The 19,719-nt window shown below is 51.0% G+C and carries 15 protein-coding genes; 13 read left to right on the forward strand and 2 right to left on the reverse strand.

Annotation, left to right across the window (positions count from 1 at the left end; all coding sequences use genetic code 11):
• Window position 1 precedes the first annotated feature (1 nt).
• The 13 genes from B2M23_RS10205 (at window position 2) to B2M23_RS10260 (ending at window position 14,602) form a co-directional block, all read left to right on the forward strand.
• On the forward strand, window positions 2-2,371 hold the full coding sequence (locus B2M23_RS10205; protein ID WP_038352606.1) for an endonuclease MutS2: 2,370 nt from the start codon (window positions 2-4) through the stop codon (window positions 2,369-2,371).
• Window positions 2,372-2,580: 209 nt separating this feature from the next.
• Complete coding sequence (locus B2M23_RS10210; RefSeq protein ID WP_038352605.1) at window positions 2,581-3,000, forward strand: Fur family transcriptional regulator; 420 nt, start codon at window positions 2,581-2,583, stop codon at window positions 2,998-3,000.
• A 104-nt stretch (window positions 3,001-3,104) separates the two neighbouring features.
• Entirely contained in the window at window positions 3,105-3,749 is a 645-nt protein-coding gene (locus B2M23_RS20915) for an ABC transporter permease (RefSeq protein ID WP_038352604.1), read from the forward strand.
• Window positions 3,746-4,663: a glycine betaine ABC transporter substrate-binding protein gene (locus B2M23_RS20920; RefSeq protein WP_038352603.1), complete on the forward strand. Its 918-nt coding sequence runs from the start codon at window positions 3,746-3,748 to the stop codon at window positions 4,661-4,663. Before B2M23_RS20915 ends, B2M23_RS20920 begins: the two co-directional genes overlap by 4 nt.
• The gene (locus B2M23_RS10220; RefSeq protein ID WP_038352602.1) at window positions 4,656-5,387 is read left to right on the forward strand and encodes an ATP-binding cassette domain-containing protein; all 732 of its coding nucleotides are present in this window, start codon (window positions 4,656-4,658) and stop codon (window positions 5,385-5,387) included. The genes B2M23_RS20920 and B2M23_RS10220 overlap by 8 nt, the downstream gene beginning before the upstream one ends.
• Before the next feature lie 74 nt (window positions 5,388-5,461).
• The gene (locus B2M23_RS10225) at window positions 5,462-5,956 is read left to right on the forward strand and encodes a peptidylprolyl isomerase (protein WP_038352601.1); all 495 of its coding nucleotides are present in this window, start codon (window positions 5,462-5,464) and stop codon (window positions 5,954-5,956) included.
• Between the two features lie 36 nt (window positions 5,957-5,992).
• Window positions 5,993-6,622, forward strand: a complete 630-nt coding sequence (locus B2M23_RS10230; RefSeq protein WP_052237281.1) for a zinc-ribbon domain-containing protein — start codon at window positions 5,993-5,995, stop codon at window positions 6,620-6,622.
• A gap of 159 nt (window positions 6,623-6,781) precedes the next feature.
• Window positions 6,782-7,504, forward strand: a complete 723-nt coding sequence (locus tag B2M23_RS10235) for a LytR/AlgR family response regulator transcription factor (protein ID WP_167617853.1) — start codon at window positions 6,782-6,784, stop codon at window positions 7,502-7,504.
• Window positions 7,501-8,856 carry a sensor histidine kinase gene (locus B2M23_RS10240; RefSeq protein WP_038352599.1) on the forward strand — a complete coding sequence of 452 codons (1,356 nt, stop codon included), beginning with the start codon at window positions 7,501-7,503 and terminating at the stop codon, window positions 8,854-8,856. The genes B2M23_RS10235 and B2M23_RS10240 overlap by 4 nt, the downstream gene beginning before the upstream one ends.
• A 127-nt stretch (window positions 8,857-8,983) precedes the next feature.
• Entirely contained in the window at window positions 8,984-9,892 is a 909-nt protein-coding gene (locus B2M23_RS10245; protein WP_038352598.1) for a CPBP family intramembrane glutamic endopeptidase, read from the forward strand.
• A 45-nt stretch (window positions 9,893-9,937) separates the two neighbouring features.
• Window positions 9,938-11,920 (forward strand): chitobiase/beta-hexosaminidase C-terminal domain-containing protein, encoded by a 1,983-nt coding sequence (locus tag B2M23_RS21440; protein ID WP_038352597.1) that lies wholly within the window; start codon window positions 9,938-9,940, stop codon window positions 11,918-11,920.
• Window positions 11,917-12,354 carry a DUF5684 domain-containing protein gene (locus B2M23_RS10255; protein ID WP_052237280.1) on the forward strand — a complete coding sequence of 146 codons (438 nt, stop codon included), beginning with the start codon at window positions 11,917-11,919 and terminating at the stop codon, window positions 12,352-12,354. The genes B2M23_RS21440 and B2M23_RS10255 overlap by 4 nt, the downstream gene beginning before the upstream one ends.
• A 10-nt stretch (window positions 12,355-12,364) precedes the next feature.
• On the forward strand, window positions 12,365-14,602 hold the full coding sequence (locus B2M23_RS10260; RefSeq protein ID WP_038352596.1) for a C1 family peptidase: 2,238 nt from the start codon (window positions 12,365-12,367) through the stop codon (window positions 14,600-14,602).
• A 77-nt stretch (window positions 14,603-14,679) separates the two neighbouring features.
• Here the strand turns inward: B2M23_RS10260 and B2M23_RS10265 are convergent, their stop codons facing one another.
• Window positions 14,680-15,795 carry an LCP family protein gene (locus tag B2M23_RS10265; RefSeq protein ID WP_052237279.1) on the reverse strand — a complete coding sequence of 372 codons (1,116 nt, stop codon included), beginning with the start codon at window positions 15,793-15,795 and terminating at the stop codon, window positions 14,680-14,682.
• Between the two features lie 161 nt (window positions 15,796-15,956).
• Complete coding sequence (locus tag B2M23_RS10270; protein ID WP_038352595.1) at window positions 15,957-19,571, reverse strand: ABC transporter permease; 3,615 nt, start codon at window positions 19,569-19,571, stop codon at window positions 15,957-15,959.
• Between the last annotated feature and the right edge of the window lie 148 nt (window positions 19,572-19,719).

Below are 19,719 nucleotides of genomic sequence, written 5' to 3' on the forward strand. Positions count from 1 at the left end.
AATGGACAAACGAAGTCTGAAGGTACTGGAATACCCCAAAATATTGGAAATACTCAAGGGACACTGTGTCAGTGAGGGAGCAAAGGAGCGGGCAGCCGCTCTGGTTCCCAACGAGACCGTCTACGAGGTGGAAAGGGCACTTGGCGTCACCGGTGAAGCACTCAATATGATGCTGCGCAACGGGCGACCGCCGCTTTCCGAAATCAAAAATACCAGCGACTATGTGCACCGGGCATCCATCGGAGCCATGCTCTCCATGAAGGAGCTGCTGGCCGTCGCATCCCTGCTGCGCATTGTCAAGGATATGGAAAACTATTATTACAATGATACTCAGCTCGAAACCCTGGACCAGCTGAAAAACCTGTTTACACTGCTGACCCCCTGTGAGGAGCTGGAAAAGGAGATCAGCCATAAAATCTTATCCGAGGGTGAGATGGCAGACAACGCATCACGGGAGCTCTCACGCATCCGGCGCGAGATCAACTTTAAAAACACACGTATTTCCGACAAGCTTAACGGCATTATCTCTGCGTCGCAGAATGAAAAATATCTGCAGGAACGCATCATTACTATCCGTAACAACCGGTATGTGGTTCCCGTCAAGCAGGAGTACCGGGGCCAGATTCCCGGCATTGTGCTGGATCGGTCGGCCAGCGGCGCTACCCTTTACATTGAGCCCCTGGCCGTAGTCGAGCTCAATAACGACCTCAAGGTGCTGGCAGCTGAGGAGGAAAAGGAAATGATACGCATCCTCAAGGAGCTGTCCGAAAAGGTCGCGAACTATAAAGAAGAGGTCATCGAGGATTACAACCTGTTGGTTGAGCTGGACTTTCAGTTTGCAAAGGGCAAATATGGCCTGGCTATTGGCGGCGTGCTAACCCATGTGAGTGAGGAAGGAAAAATCCATTTTATCAAAGGACGCCATCCTCTCATTGACCCCAAGGTAGTGGTGGCTTCGGATATTTACATGGACGAAGACATTGACACTATGATCATTACCGGGCCCAATACGGGCGGTAAGACGGTTACCCTGAAAACCATCGGCCTGCTGAACCTCATGGTGCAGTCCGGGCTGTTTGTCCCGGTCAGAGAGGGCAGCGCTACCCGGGTATATAAGAATATCTACGCCGACATTGGGGATGAACAGAGCATTGAGCAGAGTCTCAGCACCTTCTCCTCCCATATGACGAACATTGTGGACATTATGAAGAACGCAGATGCTGACGCCCTGGTGCTTTTTGATGAGCTGGGCGCAGGCACCGACCCCACCGAGGGAGCGGCGCTGGCGATCTCTATTCTGAATACCCTGCATGAGCGGGGTGTGACCAGTGTATCCACCACACATTACAGCGAGCTCAAGGAATACGCTCTGGTCACCCGAGGCGTTGTCAACGCATCGGTTGAGTTCGATGTGGCTACATTGCGGCCAACCTTTAAGCTGCTCATTGGTGTACCGGGAAAATCCAACGCTTTCGAGATCGCGAGGCGGCTTGGCTTGAGTGAGGACATCATCGAAGCGTCTAAAAAGCTCATTGAGAATGAAGCCATCCGTTTTGAGGAAACCCTGATCAAAATTGAGGAAAAACGGAAAAAGACCGAGGCCGAGCATGAGGAGATCCTGCGCCTGAGACGTCAGATTGAGGACATGAAGGCCGAAATGGCAGATGAACGGGAAAAAGCCAGGGCGGCGAGCGCCGAACTGATCGAGCGCGCCCAGGAAGAGGCCAGTGCCATTGTGCGGGACACCCGTCAAGAGACAGAGGAAATCTATAAGGAGATCCGCTATATTCAGGAAACCACTGCCAAGAGTGTCAAGGATAATAAAAAGCTGGAGGCCCTGAGAAGAAAGATCAAGGATCAGGAAAAAAATATCTTTGATATGTATAAAATCGCCCGGCCCGAGGAGGACGAGGAGCTGGATATCGACGATATCAAAATGGGCATGAAGGTTCATGTCCAGAGCCTCCACAAAGAGGGCGAGGTGGTTAAGATCATGCCAAAGGACAGCAGCGTCATGGTTCAGACCGACAATATGAAGCTTAAAGTGGGGCTGGCAGATTTAACCAAATCCAAGGCCATTGCCAAGCCAAAGGAAAAGAAGGTCAGCTACAAAAGCGCAGACCGTCACACTATGGACACCAAGCTTGACCTTCGGGGTAAAAACGGGGAGGAATCTCTGTATCTGGTGGATAAGATGATCAGCGATGCGGTAGTCTCAGGAACCCACCAGCTTATGATTGTCCACGGCAAGGGCACCGGCAAGCTGCGGCAGGTCATACACGCCTACCTTAAGGATAACAGCCTGATTAAAGACTTCCGTTTGGGTGCGCCAAACGAGGGCGGCTCTGGTGTAACGGTTGTTGAACTGTAGTTCGTAGGATGTATTTTTTTAAATACATCAGTATTCCTAATGCTTTATGGATGAAAACATGTTAGAATAAAAAATGGTGAGTATGGAATAAGGTCTGTTTTTTCGGAAAAAGTCTTTATCTTTATAAAGAAAAGTTAACAAAGGTTGACAAATTTCAGGAGATTCAGTATAATTAAGTCATCAATTATTATCTAGGAGTGGTTCTAAAGATGAATGCAGATTTACAAGAATACAGAGAACGAATTAAGAGTGTGGGTTTGAAAGCAACGCCACAGAGAATAAGCGTATTAAAAGTTCTTTCAGAAACGGATGAACATCCCAGCGCTGAGATGCTCATGGATAAACTGAAAAATGAAGGTAGCATCATGTCTGTTGGAACCATCTATAACATTCTTGAAACGTTCGAGGAAAAAGGATTGATTTTGAAGTTGCACGATCATAACGAGGTTATGCGTTTTGATGCGCGCACGGGTTTTCACGTTCATATCTTTAACAAGAAGACCAATCAGATTGAAGATTATTTTGACAATGACCTGGAAGTACTTCTGAAGGATTATCTGAAGGATAAACTTCCCGAGGACGTTACACTTGATCATTTGGATATCGCTTTGTATTCACAGTCTGCCTAAGGCAGGCAAGGTAAAGCCGTCGCGGCAATGCGGCGGTTTTTTATTGTTTTTCTTTATGTTATAATAATGGTATCATTATTCGGCAATTAAAAAGGAGTGAAATTTTGCTAGAGGAAGTATTAAGTTTATATGCAGAACGCGGGGGCTTTTTCCTACAATTGACCCTTCAGCATCTGCGAATCTCGGGTACAGCCATTGCCATCGCGGCAGTGATTGGTCTGGTGCTGGGGGTGGTCGTGAGTGAGCACCCCAGGGTATCGCCTGTGGTTCTGGGGACAACCAACGTAATCTACACTATCCCGTCCATTGCCCTTCTCGGGTTTTTGATCCCGTTTACCGGCATTGGAAACACTACGGCGATCATCGCCTTGACTGTGTACGCCCTGCTGCCTATGGTACGGAACACAGTGACCGGTATCACCGGTATCAGCCCGGCAGTGATCGAGGCGGCCCGAGGCATGGGCAGTACGGATTTTCAGATCCTTTATAAAATCAAGCTGCCCCTGGCCCTGCCCGTCATTCTGACTGGGTTCAGAAACATGGTAGTCATGACGATTGCCCTGACCGGGATCGCCTCCTTCATCGGCGCCGGCGGGTTAGGAGTCGCTATTTACCGGGGCATTACCACCAGTAACATGGCCATGACTGTGGCCGGAAGTATTCTTATCGCGCTCTTGGCTCTGATCTTAGATTTTGGGATTGGGCTGATTGTTAAAATAATCAACAGGAAGAGGAGATTGATTGCATGAAAAAGAAAACAAAAATGATCGGAGTCCTGGCGCTGGCTCTGGTGCTTGGCGTGACCATGATCACCGGGTGCAGCGCAGGCGGACAAAAGGAAAGCGGCACGGTTAAGATCGCTACAAAGCCCATGACCGAACAGCTGATCCTGGGAGAAATGCTGTCCATCCTGATTCAGGAAAACACAGACCTGAACGTGGAGATTACCAAAGGTGTAGGCGGCGGTACCAGTAATATTCACCCTGCGCTTGTCAAGGGAGATTTTGACTTGTACCCTGAGTACACCGGCACAGCCTGGAATAACATCCTGAAAAAAACAGAGTACCCGGATGACGCGACCCTGTGGAATACCCTGACCGACGAATACGATGCACAGTTCGGCCTTAAATGGGTGGGTATGTACGGTTTTAACAACACCTACACCCTGGCTCTTCGCAAGGAGATCGCGGATAAATACAACATCAAAACCTTCTCCGATATGGCCAAGTATACCCCAGAGATCACCTTTGGGGCTAACCCGGACTTTTATGAACGTGAAGATGGCTACCAGGCACTTTGTGATGCCTATGGTTTTAGCTTTAAGGATCATATGGACATGGACATTGGCTTAAAATACAATGCACTGAACTCTGGTGAGGTGGATGTCATTAACGCCTATACTACCGATGGGCAGCTGTCAGTTGCAGACGCAGTCTCCCTGACTGATGACAAGGGCTTTTTTAAGAATTATTACTGCGGTACCGTTGTGCGTGAGGAGACGCTGGAAAAATATCCAGAGTTAGAAAACGTGCTTAAGAAAATGGATGGTATCATCACCAATGAGGAGATGTCCAAAATGAACTATGATCTGGAGGTTAACAACAGGGACGAGCACGACGTCGCTATGGAATTCCTTAGGAGCAAGGGTCTGATCAATGAATGATCCCATTATCCAGTTTGTTGACGTCACCAAGGCATACGATGACGAAGCCATTCTGGAGCGATTCAGCCTGGATATCGGAAGGGGAGAGTTTCTGACCATTATCGGCAGCTCCGGCTGTGGTAAGACCACCCTGCTCAAGATGATCAACGGGCTGCTGATTCCCGACACAGGCACAGTCTTTGTGCAGGGACAGGACATCTCAAAAACCGATCTCATTGCTTTGCGCCGGAATATTGGCTACGCCATTCAGGGAGTAGGACTGTTCCCACACATGACTGTGCGGAAGAACATCGCCTATGTTCCCAGCCTTTTAAACAAGCAGAACCGGCAGAAAACGGAAGCGGCCGTGGCACGCTTGGTAAAAGTTGTGGGGCTTGATGAGAGCTTGCTGGACCGTTACCCCAGCGAGCTGTCCGGTGGGCAGCAGCAAAGGGTGGGCATTGCCCGCTCACTGGCCGCGGCACCGGAGATCCTGCTCATGGACGAGCCCTTCGGAGCTGTCGATGAGATCACCAGGCGCATGCTCCAGGATGAGATACTGCGTATTCACCGTGAGCTGGGCGTGACCATTGTGTTCATTACCCACGATATCCGGGAGGCATTAAAGCTGGGTACCCGTGTGGCTGTTATGGACCACGGCGGTCTGGTACAGATAGATACGCCTGAGAACATCCGCAATCAGCCGGCCACAGACTTTGTGAAAGAACTGGTGAGTGACCGCTAAGCTGTGCTTTTCTTTTTTGGTATTTTAGTGTATCATTAGGGTATTAATCTTATATCAACCATTTGGAGGAAATTATGAGTGAAAAAAATCCTGTAGTCGGCATTGAACTGGCAAACGGAAAGACCATCAAGGTAGAGCTGTATCCGGACGTTGCTCCGATCAGTGTTGAAAACTTTTTAAATCTGGTAAAGGACGGCTTTTACGATGGCCTGATTTTCCACCGCGTGATCCCCGGCTTTATGATTCAGGGCGGCTGCCCAAGCGGCACCGGCACCGGTGGCCCGGGACATACCATCAAGGGTGAATTCGCAGCCAACGGCGTTGAAAATAACCTGAAGCACAAAAGAGGTGTGCTGTCCATGGCGCGCTCAGCGAGCCCGGATTCTGCCGGCTCTCAGTTCTTTATCATGGTCGAGAACGCACCACACCTCGACGGCCAGTACGCAGCCTTTGGCGCTGTGACAGAAGGCATGGAAGCAGCGGACGAAATCGTCAATGCAGACCGTGACTACATGGATAAACCTTATGAAGACCAGGTAATGAAACGGGTTTACGTGATCGAAGAGTAAACACCGTGTTCAAATAAACGAAAAGGAAGTGATCTTATGACCAAGTACTGCCCAAATTGTTATGTCGGTATTGACCCGGAGGATAAGGTATGTTCCAATTGTGGAACAGAGCTGAAACCAGACGAAACAAAAATGGCCGAAGCATTCCCGGCAGAAGACCCGGGCGATGCGGCAGATGTATTTGCCGCCAAGATTGAAAACACAAACTGTGATACGCTGGAGGATGAAAAAACAGCCGGAACCGGAGAAGAAGAAAATTCATCCGACGCAGCCGATGTGGTCATTGCATCCATGATTGACGATAATAGCTGCGATGAGAACGCAGAGCCGGAAACAGCAGAGCTGGCACCGGCAACGGCGGATTATAAAAATGCCTTTGAGAATGAGCCCGAACGCCCAGAGCCCGTGCGTCCGGCAGCAGAAGGCCCGGCAGCGAAAATAATGGGCCTTGGCGAGTGGTTGCTCACTTTGTTTCTCGTCTGCATTCCAATCGTCAACCTTATTATGCTGATCTATTGGAGCGCAGCCAACGACATCGACCCAAACAAGAAAAATTACGCGAGGGCACAGCTGATCATTATGGCCATTGGTGTGGTCATTTCCTTTATGTTTTTCGGTTCCATTGTCGCCATGATTCTGGCCTTTGGAAATTACTACTATTATTAAAAACAAAGCCCTGCTTTCTTTATGAGAGCGGGGTTTTTAAATAGAACAAATGGTTAAAATTTATGGCAAACGGTTTATAAAATACTAGAATTTAATGCTATACTTATAGTATAAATAAACCGCCTGTTTTATGTGGCGTCAATGAGAGGTGAGATGGCTATGCTCATTATTTTATGCGAAGACAATACCGTGGACAGAGAACACGCAACCCGATTGATTGAAGCGGCTGTGAGTGGAATCTTTCCAGATTACTGCCTTCGGGTGTTTGAGGACGCAGAAAGCTGTCTGAAGGCCATCAGAAAACGGCCGCCAGACATTGCGTTCATTGATATATTCCTAAAAGAAAAGAACGGGATTGAGCTGGCAGAGACTGTCCGGAAGCTTAATCCAGAGGCAGCGATTATTTTTCTGACCACTTCAAATGAGTTTGCTTCAGAATCCTACCGGGTCAGGGCAGTGGATTATCTGCTAAAGCCTGCTGGGAAAAAACAGGTTGACGAGGCCCTGCGGCGGTGCGTAAGACAGCGAAACGAAGCATTAGTACCACTTATCATTCATCAGAATCGGGAAATTTTGAAGTTTGATCAGCGAAAAATTGAAAAGCTGGAATCCCAGGGCAATTGGTTACTTATTTATATGGGCAGTGGTAAGGTCATCAGAACACGCTGTCCGCTTAAGAATGTTCAGGAACAGCTGAGTGCGGACATGCTTATGCTCAGGCGGGGCGTAGTGGTTAATATGCGCGCGGTGCAGACAATAAAAAATGGAACCTGCAGGATGAAATCCGGCGAAGAAATCATGCTCAGCCGTCAGCATGCTAAGATAATCCGTGATAAATATTACAATTATCAGTATGATCTGGTACGGAAGGACACTCCATGAATGATTTTCTCAATGCCAATCTGTTTGCGCGCTATCTGCTGGGTTTCTGGTTTCAGGTGGTACCCGTTGCTTTTATCTGTCTGCTACCCTTTGACAGGGAAGACTACCGCCTGCCGCTCAAAAGACTGGTATTTCTGGGGATTGGTAGCATGGCGCTCCTTTCGCTTGCAGAGACTGCAGTGTTGGTCAGAAATGAGACCCTGTTTACAGGAGATAACGCCATCGCGACAGCGGATAATCTGGTCCGTTTTGTAACCATGCTCGTCTGTCTGGCGCTCTATTTCTACTGTGTGCGGAGCACCGCGATGAAAAAAATCCTGGTCTATGCCATGGGTTTTACCTACGCGGCTTTTACGACGGCCCTGGGCACGCTTTACAGCAATGTAAATCCCTGGCAGGTCGAGGAAGCCGGCGTGCTGTTACAGGATGGGTCGCTGTATTTTTATATGGTGCTCGATGTTTTGTTAGTGCCGGCAGCAGCAGTGTTTATGCGCAGGCAGGTGCGGCCTGCCCTCAAAAATATGGAGCCCGCGATCACGCGTAAAATCGGCGCAGGGATCATACTACTCATGATGATCTACGGCGTCAGTTTTGCGACGGTTACAGGCGCCAGAACCTTTTATACCCCGCCGATGCTTATCGTCTTTTTCAGCCTGACGCTTTGCGTATTTTTTTCCTTTGCCCTTTTCTTTTCCATTGTGCGCCAGAGCGCCCAGACCATGAAGGCAGAGGAGGAGGCCCAGCGCCTGGCTCAGCAGGTCGAAATCGACGCCCTCAGCTACCGTAAGATGATAAGCAGCATTGAACAGGCCCGGGCAGCCCGGCATGATGTACGCCATCATATGCGGCAGATCGGCAGCATGCTGCAAAAGGGCGACCACGAAGGCGCAGAGGCCTACACCCAGGCCTATATGGAGCGTATGGACGCCCATGCGCAGATCATGGTATGTCAGAATTATCTGGTCAATAATATTGTGCTCTACTACCTGGATTTGTGCCAGAAGGATGGCATTGAACTAAGACACCGTATTGTGCTTCCAGAGCTCCCGGGGATCAGCCCAGTGGATTTGACCGTTCTCTTTTCAAATATTTTAGAAAACGCCCTGAACGCCTGCAGGCAGGTAACAGAGGGAACACCCTTTATTGACCTTCGCGCCGAATGTATTGGTACTTCCCTCGTGATTGTCATGGAAAACAGCCAGAAGCCTAAAGTGTCAGCTTCAGAAAACGGCAGCGGAGTGGGGATGAAAAGTGTGGCCGCCATTGTCCAGGCCCACGACGGCCAGGTGAACGCTGGCTCAGAAGGCAACTTTTATGTAACAAAGATCAGTTTGTGTTTAATAGCCCTTTAAAGTGTGACGAACTGCGTGTAAACGTGATGAGTTGCACTTTTTTTAGTGGATAATCGTGATATAATAATAATAACGTTTACGATGGATATTATGAAACATAACAGAGAAAAAGGAGGGGATCGACAATATGTATGAAAAAAGAATAGATCGGCTGTTTCCTCGTCCGGCTTTTATGAAAGAGGTCCGGAAGGCAGAGACGAACCAGCGTTTTATCATTGAAATTGCGTCATTCATTGTGTTTTTTCTGGTTTATTTCAAGCTGACAAAAATGGGTGGCGCTTATATTAAAACGATGGATACCACGGCATGGCCTGTGGGAAGCCCCGAAGCAGTCATAAATTTTCTAAATTTCATCGGCATCGCCGGCGCCATTGCCTGTTGCTGGTTTATCGAAAAGCGGCGTCCCCGCGGGCTGGGCTATGTAAAAGCCGGTCTGGGCGGTGAATATCTGGTGGGAATAGCCACTGGCTTTATCGGATTTGTGGCCTGCGTGGGCTTTGGGATGCTGGCGGGCGTGGTCAAAATTAACGGCTTGATGCCCGACATCGCGTGGGGCGGTATTCTGTTCCTTTTTGTCAGCTATATGGTGCAGGGGATGACCGAGGAAGTCATCACGAGAGGTTATTTGATGGTGACCTTGTCCCAAAAGCTGCCCATCTGGGCCAGCGCAGGCATCAGCGCCGCATTCTTCTCATTGGCTCATATCAAAGCAACAGGGCTCAGCTTTCTGCCCCTGTTCAATATTTTTATCATCGGCGTTTTTTTGGCCCTGGTCATTCTGAGGAGGGGCAGCATCTGGATGGCCGCAGGCTTTCACACAGCCTGGAACTTTACCCAGGGAAACCTATTCGGCTTTTCAGTGAGCGGTCACGAAAAGAGCGCTGCCATCCTCTCCGCCCAGATCGCAGAGGGAAACCCCATACTGACCGGCGGCAGCTTTGGACTGGAGGCCGGTATTTTTACAACGCTTACCGCAATGGTCTTGATCATTATTGTGCTTTTGGTAAAACCCATTGACCGGAGCGCACAGGCTTAGCTTTCAGGCCGAAAGGATGGAATAAAAATAAAGAGAGGTAATTATATGAAAAAGAAACGGATTTTGGCAGTATTCATTTCCCTGCTGCTGTGCCTGGCCACAGCGTCGCCTGCTTTTGCGCAGACCATCACTGTTGATGAAGGGAAGGACGGCGTGTATAGCGGCGATATCTTGATGACACAGAACACAAGGTATGATTTTGATGTACTTAAATATTATGATCCAAATCATCCAGGAGATCTGGATACGAATAAGGATTTTTATGAAAGCTGGGAGGCGACAGGAAATGACGGACAGGTGATTCCGGCAAATACGGCGGAAACAGCCGGTGAGGAAATAACACAGGCAAAAGCCCTCGCAGAAAACAGTGAGGATACGGCTCAGGCATCGCTGGAAGCGCAGACCCAGGCAGCAACAGTGCCTTATAAAGTGGGGGATACCAGAACTTTTACATCAAGCATCCATGTGACTGGTCCTTCTTTTGCTGCAAAGTGTATTGCTGTCGGAGACCACACAACCTTCTGGCTGGACACAGAAAATAAAGATGGCTTCGCGACTGAGGACATTATCCTTGGTCTGAAGGATAAAATTGATACAGAGATTTATCGACAGCTCACCAGTTCTTTTGGAGGTTCTGACAGTATTGACGTCGATGGTGACGGCAAGGTGGCATTTGTTTTTTATCCCATGCCAGACCCACATTTAGGCGGACTTTTTGCGCCAAGCGATCTGCAAGACAATCAAATGGATATGCTCAACATTAACAGCGCCGCAACAATGGACGACGAAACCTATGGGGAAAATCTGGGAATGGGAATTTTAACCCATGAGTGGCAGCATTTGATCAATTATGCGCAGACCGGCGGCGGGGAAGTGTTCACACCAGAAGAAGAAAAAAAATCCTACATCTATAGTGAAACCTGGCTGAATGAAACATTTGCCCAGAACGCTGTAGCTGTCTGCGGCGTGAGCGGTGATGTACCAAATGTACAGCTGACGGCCTACAATACCTATGTCGATGCTTATAACACTACAGTTCCCATGGTTTTCTCAGGTCTGTATGTGCCCCAAGGAAGGGTGGATACAGCCGGTACAGGCGCTTATATAAACTGGTACCTTTTCGGGCGTTATCTGGCCAGCCAGACCGAAGGACTGAAAGGCGGCGGTGATGAAATATATAAAACCATACTAAATACCAACCGCGAGACCAGAAAAAGCCCTGTAAGTGATGAACAAATTAGTCTTGGAACCTGCGATAAAGAAGCAGTGACAGATGCGTTGACCAAAATGGGTTATATGGGCGAAGGCAACCAGGTCAAGGACTTTGACGCACTTATCCGAAACTATACTTTAGCCAATTTCTTCCAACAGAAAGACGGCATTTACAGCTTTGGCGACAATCTGGGGAACTTTTCCCTTTCTCAGGCAGCCAGACCAACCATCACCAGCGCAGTAGACGCACCACAGAAGCTGATCGGTGCAGGCACAGCCACCTTCACCAAAATTGAAAACGGCAGTATCACCGTCGATGAGGCGGCAGCGGGCGAACATATCCGCCACCTCGGCATTACCATCAATTACGACGGCGTGACCGCTGAGGGCTACAGCCCGGTTGACGGCGCCATGACTGTGGATAAGGGTACCCCGGTAGCTCTGAGCACAACGGATACCGACGTCACCCTGCGCTACACCACAGATGGTAGCGACCCTGCCGCTGAAACGGGCACTGTCTACGAAGGACCTGTCACTGTGGATCAGGATATGACCATCAAGGCCATCGTAACCGATGCGTACGGTACCTCCGACGTGGCAGCTTTTAACTATAAAGTGAAAACCGAAGCGCCGGCTGGCACAGGAGAAGGCACCACCACCGACAAAAATGCCGATGGCGCAAACCCCACTGGCTCAGGCAAAAACGCGGGCACTGGCATTGCGGGTACACAGACGCAAACCATCCTGGCAGCTGCAGCGCTCCTGCTTCTGGCCACAGGCGGATGTATTTTAATTAGAAAGAGAGTTAAAAAATGACCTACAATTATTTCTATGAGACAACTGGCATGGTCGGGCTGCTTTTAGCCCTGGCCTGGTATGTTTTTATTCTGGTAGCAGGCTGGAAGCTGTTTGAAAAAGCAGGAGAGCCTGGCTGGAAATCACTGATTCCAATTTATGGCAGTTACATCCTGTATAAAATCAGCTGGAAAACGAGCATGTTCTGGGTTTACCTGGCCTGTATCGTGGTCGGCGGCTTTATGGGGGCTTCTGAAAACAGCGCACTGCTCACCATTAGCAGCCTGCTTTCTTTAGTATCCTTTATTCTGATGATCATCCAGACCTACAAGCTGTCCAAGGCCTTTGGGCATGGGGGAGGCTATACCGTCGGCCTGCTTTTGCTGAGACCTGTTTTTATACTGATCCTTGGCTTCGGCAGCGCAGAATACAAGGGAAACCCAGACCAGAACTGAGGAGAAGAAAATGCAGAAAAAAACAAGCAGACAACCCAGGCGTTTTAAAAAAGCCCTCCTCACAACCTTAGTCACGCTGCCGCTCTTAATGGGCAGTGTGGCCGCAGCAGGGCCTCTGACGGATCAACCGGCCATTGGCGGCTACAGCAGCGATACCGCAGGGGCTGGCTACAGCAACTACCCCGCAGGCGAGAACCGGATCGCGCCGAGAAGCGCACTGCCGGAAAAACTGGACCTTCGGGAAGCTGATCTGGATGGGGATGGGGTTACAGATCCATCTTATGTTACCAGCACAAAGCTGCAATCCCCTTGGGGAACCTGCTGGGCCTTCGGAGCCCTGTCGGCCGTGGAGTCGAATTATATCAAAACCACGGGCAGCGCCGCCGCCGATGTTGATTTTTCGGAGCGGTACCACGCCTGGTTTGGTTATACGCCCGACCACGGCGAAGGGATCGAGCCAGTTAAAAACGCCGATAAGCGTCTCGATTACGGCGGAAACCGCAATATCAGCGCAACCGTACTGTCCAGCTGGTCCGGGCCTGCAGAGGAAAGCGCAGCGCCCTATGAGGCAAACGACGGGGACACCGAATCGAAAGAAACGGACTGGAGCCTGCCGGACAGTCTCATCAGAGATTCGGAAGCCATGTCCGGCGCGCGGGTGCAGAACATCAATTTCCTTCCAGGCACAGCCACTTTCACAGATCAGGAGAACCACCAAGACTACCAGTATTCGGAGGCAGCTACCGCAGCCATCAAGCAGGCAATCGTGGACAACGGCGTGGTAGAGATTTCCTATTGTGCGGCTGTTTCAATGCCGGGAGGGGCGACAGATCTGCGTTACCTGAATATGAAAACCAAGGCCCACTATACTTATGAGTACGCCGCCGCAAACCATGCGGTCAGCATTGTGGGGTGGGATGACAATTACCTGGCTGAAAACTTTAAGGAAGAGCATCGCCCTGCAAAGAATGGCGCGTGGATTGTCAAAAACAGCTGGGGAAACTATGAGGATAAATCAGACGAAGGCTGGGAATCCAATAAGGACAAATTGCCCGTGGACCGCCATGGCTACTTCTATCTCTCCTACTACGACCAGTCTGTCTGCGATTTTACCTCCTATCAGGTCGATGCAGATACAGACGGCCTGTTTACCTACGACAACAACTACCAATACGACTATCTGGGGCTTAAATCGCCGGACAGCCGTAAGCCGTCAGAAGCGGGATGCAGCGGCAAGACCGCCAATGTGTTTACAGCAGCCTCGGACGAGCTGCTTCAGGCAGTCTCAGTGACGACCGTCGAGCCTGACTGTACAGCCGATATCAAGATCTATAAGGTGGCCGCAGGAACCACCGACCCCACATCGGGCGAGCTTGTGGCAGAAAAGGAAAGCGTGAGTGTACCTTACGCGGGCTACCATACCATCGCACTAAAAGAGGCGATCCCATTAAAAGCAGGTGAAAGTTTTGCGGTGGTGGAAACCATCAAAAACAGAGACGGAAACGGCTATGCGCCCATCGAGCGTGGAAGCGGTGAAGTGGTGGATGTGGAGGATGAAGAAGCCACTGAACCAACTGGAGAAACCACCATCCGTTACATTGCAGATGTCGCCGAGGGCCAGAGCTTTCTGTATAAAGAAGGTGCCTGGGTCGATCTGGCTAAGGATGGAACCGACGGTGTGGATAAAGAGGGCCATGCCCTGAAGACCGGCAACGCCATGATCAAGGCCTTTACCACCAATCTGGACAGCTGTACACTGGCAGGCCTGTCCATTGAGACGCTGAACGCCGAAGGACAGAGTCTTGGCAGCCAGCAGGTTACCGAATTTTCAAAGGTAACGCTGCCAGAGGGCACAGAGGCGATTCGCCTGAAACCCGCAGTAGAAGGAGAAGGAACCCTGACGATCACCGCCGCTGGCCAGAACGTGAGCGCGGAAGCCCCGATACCAAAGGATCAGTTTTTACAGGAGGGCTTTGTTTTTACCATCCAGGCCACCGGGCCCAGAGGAAATAATACTGAGGTTAGCACCTATCGTCTGAGCTTTGAGATAAAAACAGCGCAGAGTACCGGGGAAGAAGCCGGCACAGGCACAAACGGCTCAGAGGAAGAAAAAAATAGCCACGCCGATAAAAACGCAGGCACCGGAATCCATGAAAACAGAACAGCCGCAGCTCTGGGAACAGCTGCGTTACTGCTGCTGGCCGCAGGTCTGGGAGTCGTTTACCGGAGGCGCAGAAACAATCCGTAAAAAGACATTTAAGCAGTAAGAGTCATAAAATAAAAAGGTATCCGCAAAGCAGATTAAGTGCTTTGGGATACCTTTTTTTACGGTGCGTCCTCAACAGGCACCACCACATTTTCATTGGCAGAATCCTTTAGATAGCTTTCAAAGGGAGCGCTGGTATCAATGGTAATACCAGTTTTACCATCAGTCTGCCCGGCGATAGTATCGCTGATCTTCATGAGGTCGTCCGAGGGCGTGTAATCTGAATCATTGCCATATAAAATCTTGTGCAGTACAATGGCGTTATCGGCCAGCGTGTCAGGGACAAGGTACCAGACCCCGTCGATCATATCGCCATAGGAGTAATCATCAAGGGGGACTCTGTAGCCGTCAAAGGTCTTATTATCCAGGGACATAAAAGTCTTGGCGTAGCCTGTCATATCCTTAAGCGGCAGAGAGGTCTGCACATAGGGGTAAACCTTGCCGAGAAGACTAAGATCTGTGAAAATATCGCTGTTGAAAAGCTTTTGGGCAATCTGCTCAAAGACCTCCCGCTGGCGTTTGGTACGCATATAGTCGTTGTCGCTGTAACGCTCACGGCAGAAGGACAGGGCTTGGATTCCGGTAACAGTCTGGACACCCGTCTGTGTAAGAAACGGGTCGGATTTTCCGACCTTATCGTTGTCATCCATGATGTACTGGTTTGTCCAGTGGAGCACAGACTCATTGGGAATATTGATCTCAACCCCGCCCAGGGCGTCGACCACATCCACCAGGCATTTAAAGTCAATGGAAACATAGTCCGAAATATTTAAGTCCAGGTTTTCATTCAAGGTTTGGACAGCAAGTTCAGGGCCGCCGTAATCGTAAGCGGCATTGACCTTTTCATAGCTTACGCTGTTTTCCCTGCTCTCGGGAATTTTGACCATCAGGTCCCGCATAAGAGAGGTGACCTTGACATTGCCGGTTTTGTAATTGACTGTGACCAGCATGATGGTGTCGGAGCGGTCACCTTCAACATCATTGCGGCCGTCGAGACCGAAAACAGCAATATTGGCAACATCCTTGTCCAGCTTTTGGTTAATATGGAGCTGGCTTGAATCCAGCCGGTCGCTGGAGATCCCCTGTAAAATGCTGAAGCAGTAAACCGCACCGCTTGCAATCAAAATCACCAGACAAACTAAAACGACACTGAGCACCTTTTTCCTTAATTGCATACCAGTACCTCCTTTGTACCTGCTTGTATTGACTGCACGCAAGTCCAAACACCGATGTATTAGGATTTGTTAAGTATAGCACACTTTTGATACAAAATAGATACATTTTAGGTGCATTTAAGGAAGAATACAGAATAAAAAGGTGCACTGGCGTCATGTTTCTATTCCACACTCTTAAGGGAATCAATCATATCAATATGATCCAGGGTCTTGTTGGTCATGAGGTTGACGATCAGCGCGAAGCTGAAAGAGATCAGCGCTGTGATGGCGTAGCTGATGGGCTCGACATAGACGGCAAAATGGACCGAGGGCATGTTGAGCACATAGGTCAGGCTGCCGCCCAGGGCACGGCCGACCGGCAGACCCAGCAGGATGCCGATAAGGGTGAGAATGAGTGTTTCCTTATTTACATAGAGGTGAACCTCCTTGTCATAGAAGCCAAGCACCTTCATGGAGGCCAGCTCCCGCGTCCGCTCCGATATATTGGTAGAGGACAGGGAAAACAGCACGATAAAGGCCAGACCCGCCGCCATGGCCGTAATCAGGTAAACGACGGAGTTCACCAGGGAAAAGGCAGAGGAAAAGCTTTCCTTAAGCTGGGCAATGCTGGTGACCGACAGTATTTTATCCTGGCGGCCCAAAGTATCGGCATAAGCCTTGTGATCGGTACAGGCGTCTGAAAGATGGGCGAGAGCAGCGTTAGGCTCGTAGGCGCCAAACATCGCGTCATAAACGCTCTGGCGCATATAAACCGCGTTGCCAAGATAGTTGCGCACGATCCCCGAGACGGTTGATTCCTGCTGAACCAGCTGGTCATCCTGGATAAAGAGCGCATCCCCTGTGCCGAGGTCCAGCATACGGGAGGCGTTTTCCGTGATCAGCACACCGTTGTCCGGCAGAGAAGCCGTGGAGCCATCGGTGTTTTCGAGATGGATATAGCCTTCGAGGGAATGCCCCTCAGGCACCACGATGAGCTGTACCTTTTCCTCTTTGCCCTCGGCAGTTTTTTTGAGCTTGACATTGCCAGTCAGCACGTTTATATAATTTGCAATGTTATCATCCCCAGACAGGCGCTCCATGACCTCGGTGTTGTCATCCGCAGAGGTGACAGCCATGAGGTCATACTGGTAGATATGCTCATACTGCTTGGGCATAAGGTCGTTGACCGAGTTTTTAATGGCAAAGCCGCAGAGCACCAGGGCAGTGCAGCCCATGATGCCCGCCACGGTCATAAACAGCCTTTTTTTGTAGCGGAACAGGTTTCGCATGGTCACCTTGTTTAAAAAAGAGAGACGGTTCCAGAGCGCCGGAATACGTTCCAGCAGAACCCGTGAGCCGCCGCGCGGGGCCTTAGGGCACATGAGCACATCGGGCATATGAATGAGCTCGGTGCGGCAGGCGATGGCCGCCGCACCCGAAATACTGACGGTGAACAGCAGCACACCGCCCAGGCCATAGAGCAGGTTAAACCGGAACAGGTATTCCGGCAGCATATAAAGGATCTGGAAGATGGTAAACACAAATTTGGGCAGCAGGATAAAGCCGCAGACGTCGCCCAGAATACCGCCGGCCAGACAGGCCGCCAAGGAGTAAAGCAGGTACTTGCTGTAAATGGCGGCATCCCGGTAGCCCAGTGCCTTGTAGGTACCGATGAGCCCACGTTCCTCCTCAACCATGCGGGTGATGGTGGTCAGGCTGATGAGCACCGCCACCACCAGAAAGACAATGGGGAACGCAGTCCCGACCGCCTCGATAGAGCCCGCGTCGCTCTCAATACTGGCGTAGCCGCCCAGGGCGCTGCGGTCCTGAACATACCATTTGGCCGTGTCGACATCGGACAGCTCGGTCCGGGCGTCTGCCAGCTTTTGCTCGGCCTTTGCTTTGGCATCCTCATATTCCTGACGCTTTTCGGTAAGCTCTGCCTGTCCTTCGTTTAGCTCGGTTTCTCCGTCCACCAGCTCCTGACGGCCGTTTTCCAGGGTTTGGCGTCCCTCAGCCAGCTGCCTGCGGGCGTTGTCCTCCTGGGAGGAGAGCTCAGCCGCGCCAGCGTCCAGCTGGTTTTGTCCGTTCAGCAGCTGGGTGCGTCCCTCAGTCAGCTGAGCCCGGGCAGCTGCGAGCTGCGTGGCGTTCGCCTCCAATGTCTCGGCGGTGGCCTTAAATTGGGTGTCGGCTTCGGTCTGCTGCTGTTCCAGCTTCACGCGGTTTTCATCCAGAGTTTTACGGCCCTCTGTCAGCTGGCGCAGACCGCCGGCCAGCTGAGGAATGGCCTCTGGCAGAGCCTGAAGCTGAGCCTTTTGGGCCTGAAGCGCTTCCAGCCGGGCAGCAGCATCCGGATCGGCCGGGTCCAGAGCGGCAATCTGCGCGTCGATGGCCTGAACAGCGCCGTTCAGCACCGGCGTAAAGGCAGCCATAAAGGCAGACTGGGCCTCTGCTTCCGATTCCGGGGGCGCTGCGAGCCAGGCGTCCCAGAGATCATTGGGCCAGGCTGGACCAAACAGACCAGACAGGGCTTCCTCCTGGGCGTTTAAATCGGCCTGGGAGTCCTCCAGCTTTGCCTGCTCCTCGTCGAGCAGGGCACGAGCGCTTTGCAGCTGGGCATTCACCTCAGCCTGCTTTTGGGCCAGAAGCTCACGTCCCTGGCTCAGCTGTGCCTCACCCTCATCCAGCAAAGCGCTGGAATCCTCAAGCCTGGCGGCATTGGCGATAAGCGCAGCGTAGCCGTCGTTTATCTGCTGCCGGGCTGCCTCAAACTGGGCATTTGCTGTCTGCTCCTGGCCAGCCAGCTCCCACGCTCCGTTTTCCAGTTCCCGAAAACCGTCTGTAAGCTTCTGCCGCCCATCGGCCAGCTCCTGTTCGGCGTCTGCGAACTCGGCGTCTGCCTCCGCAAACTGCGTGTTCATTTTTTGCTCAGCATCGGCGATTTTGTTGGCCGCCTCACCAGTAACGAACTGGGTGCGCACCTGCTCACGGTCCGTTTTGATCTTAGCCTCAATGGCTTGAATAACCTGCTGCACACTGTCCTTATACGCGTCGGAGTAGCAGATTAAGTCGCGGCTGTCCGCGAGCGTCAGGTAAACAGCAGTAAAGACATCGCTGCTAACAGCCCTGGGAGTCACAAAAAAGGTGAAATCAGTGGTGGAGGCAGAACGGAAGGCAGAGGCGCCCTCATTGTTGCTGATATCCATGGGGTCCAGTACCACACCAGTGATCTTATAGGTGGTATTCGCAAAGGTAGGCGCTTCGGCCTCGTCCTCAAAGTCTGCGGCCCATTCATCGGTATCCCTGGCACTGTCCACTGGTTCAGCGGTCGCCAGATCCTCCAGGATGGTGAGCGAGTCGCCAAGGGCTTTGCCGGTGTCCTTCATGTATTTCTGCGTCACGGCGATCTCATCTGCCTTTTGCGGAAGAGCGCCCTCCAGCAGATAAGGCTCGTTCAGGCCCTTGGCGCTCAGCACCTTGACCTCGGCGTTCTGGCGCTTGTCATCCACCTGGGTGTAGACGGTCTCGCTGTAGGCTCCCTCGGCCGTTTCAACGCCGTCCAGCTGCGAGAGCGCTGCCACATCCTCATCTGTCAGCCCCAGGGTGGACATGACCGAGATGTCATAGAGCTTTTGAGTATCAAAAAAACGGTCTGCCGAATAGCGCAGGTCATCACAGGCGGCTTTAAGGCCTGTGAGCATGGTGACGCCAAGGGCTGTGATCATGAGGATGGAAAAAAAGCGTTTGCGGCTTTTCTGGATGGTCCGCCAAATATCTTTAAGAAATGCGTTTTTCATGGTTGTCTGCCTCCGGTATGCACAACATAGTGTTTAGTGCTTTATCTTTATTATAGAGCTTAAACCAGGCGGCATCAATAAACAAAATAAGCGGAAATGTTGAACACAACATGTTGTTGTGCTATGATTACGAAAAAAGGAGACGATT

This window comes from Eubacterium limosum, from assembly GCF_000807675.2.
Classification (GTDB): Bacteria; Bacillota; Clostridia; order Eubacteriales; family Eubacteriaceae; genus Eubacterium; species Eubacterium limosum.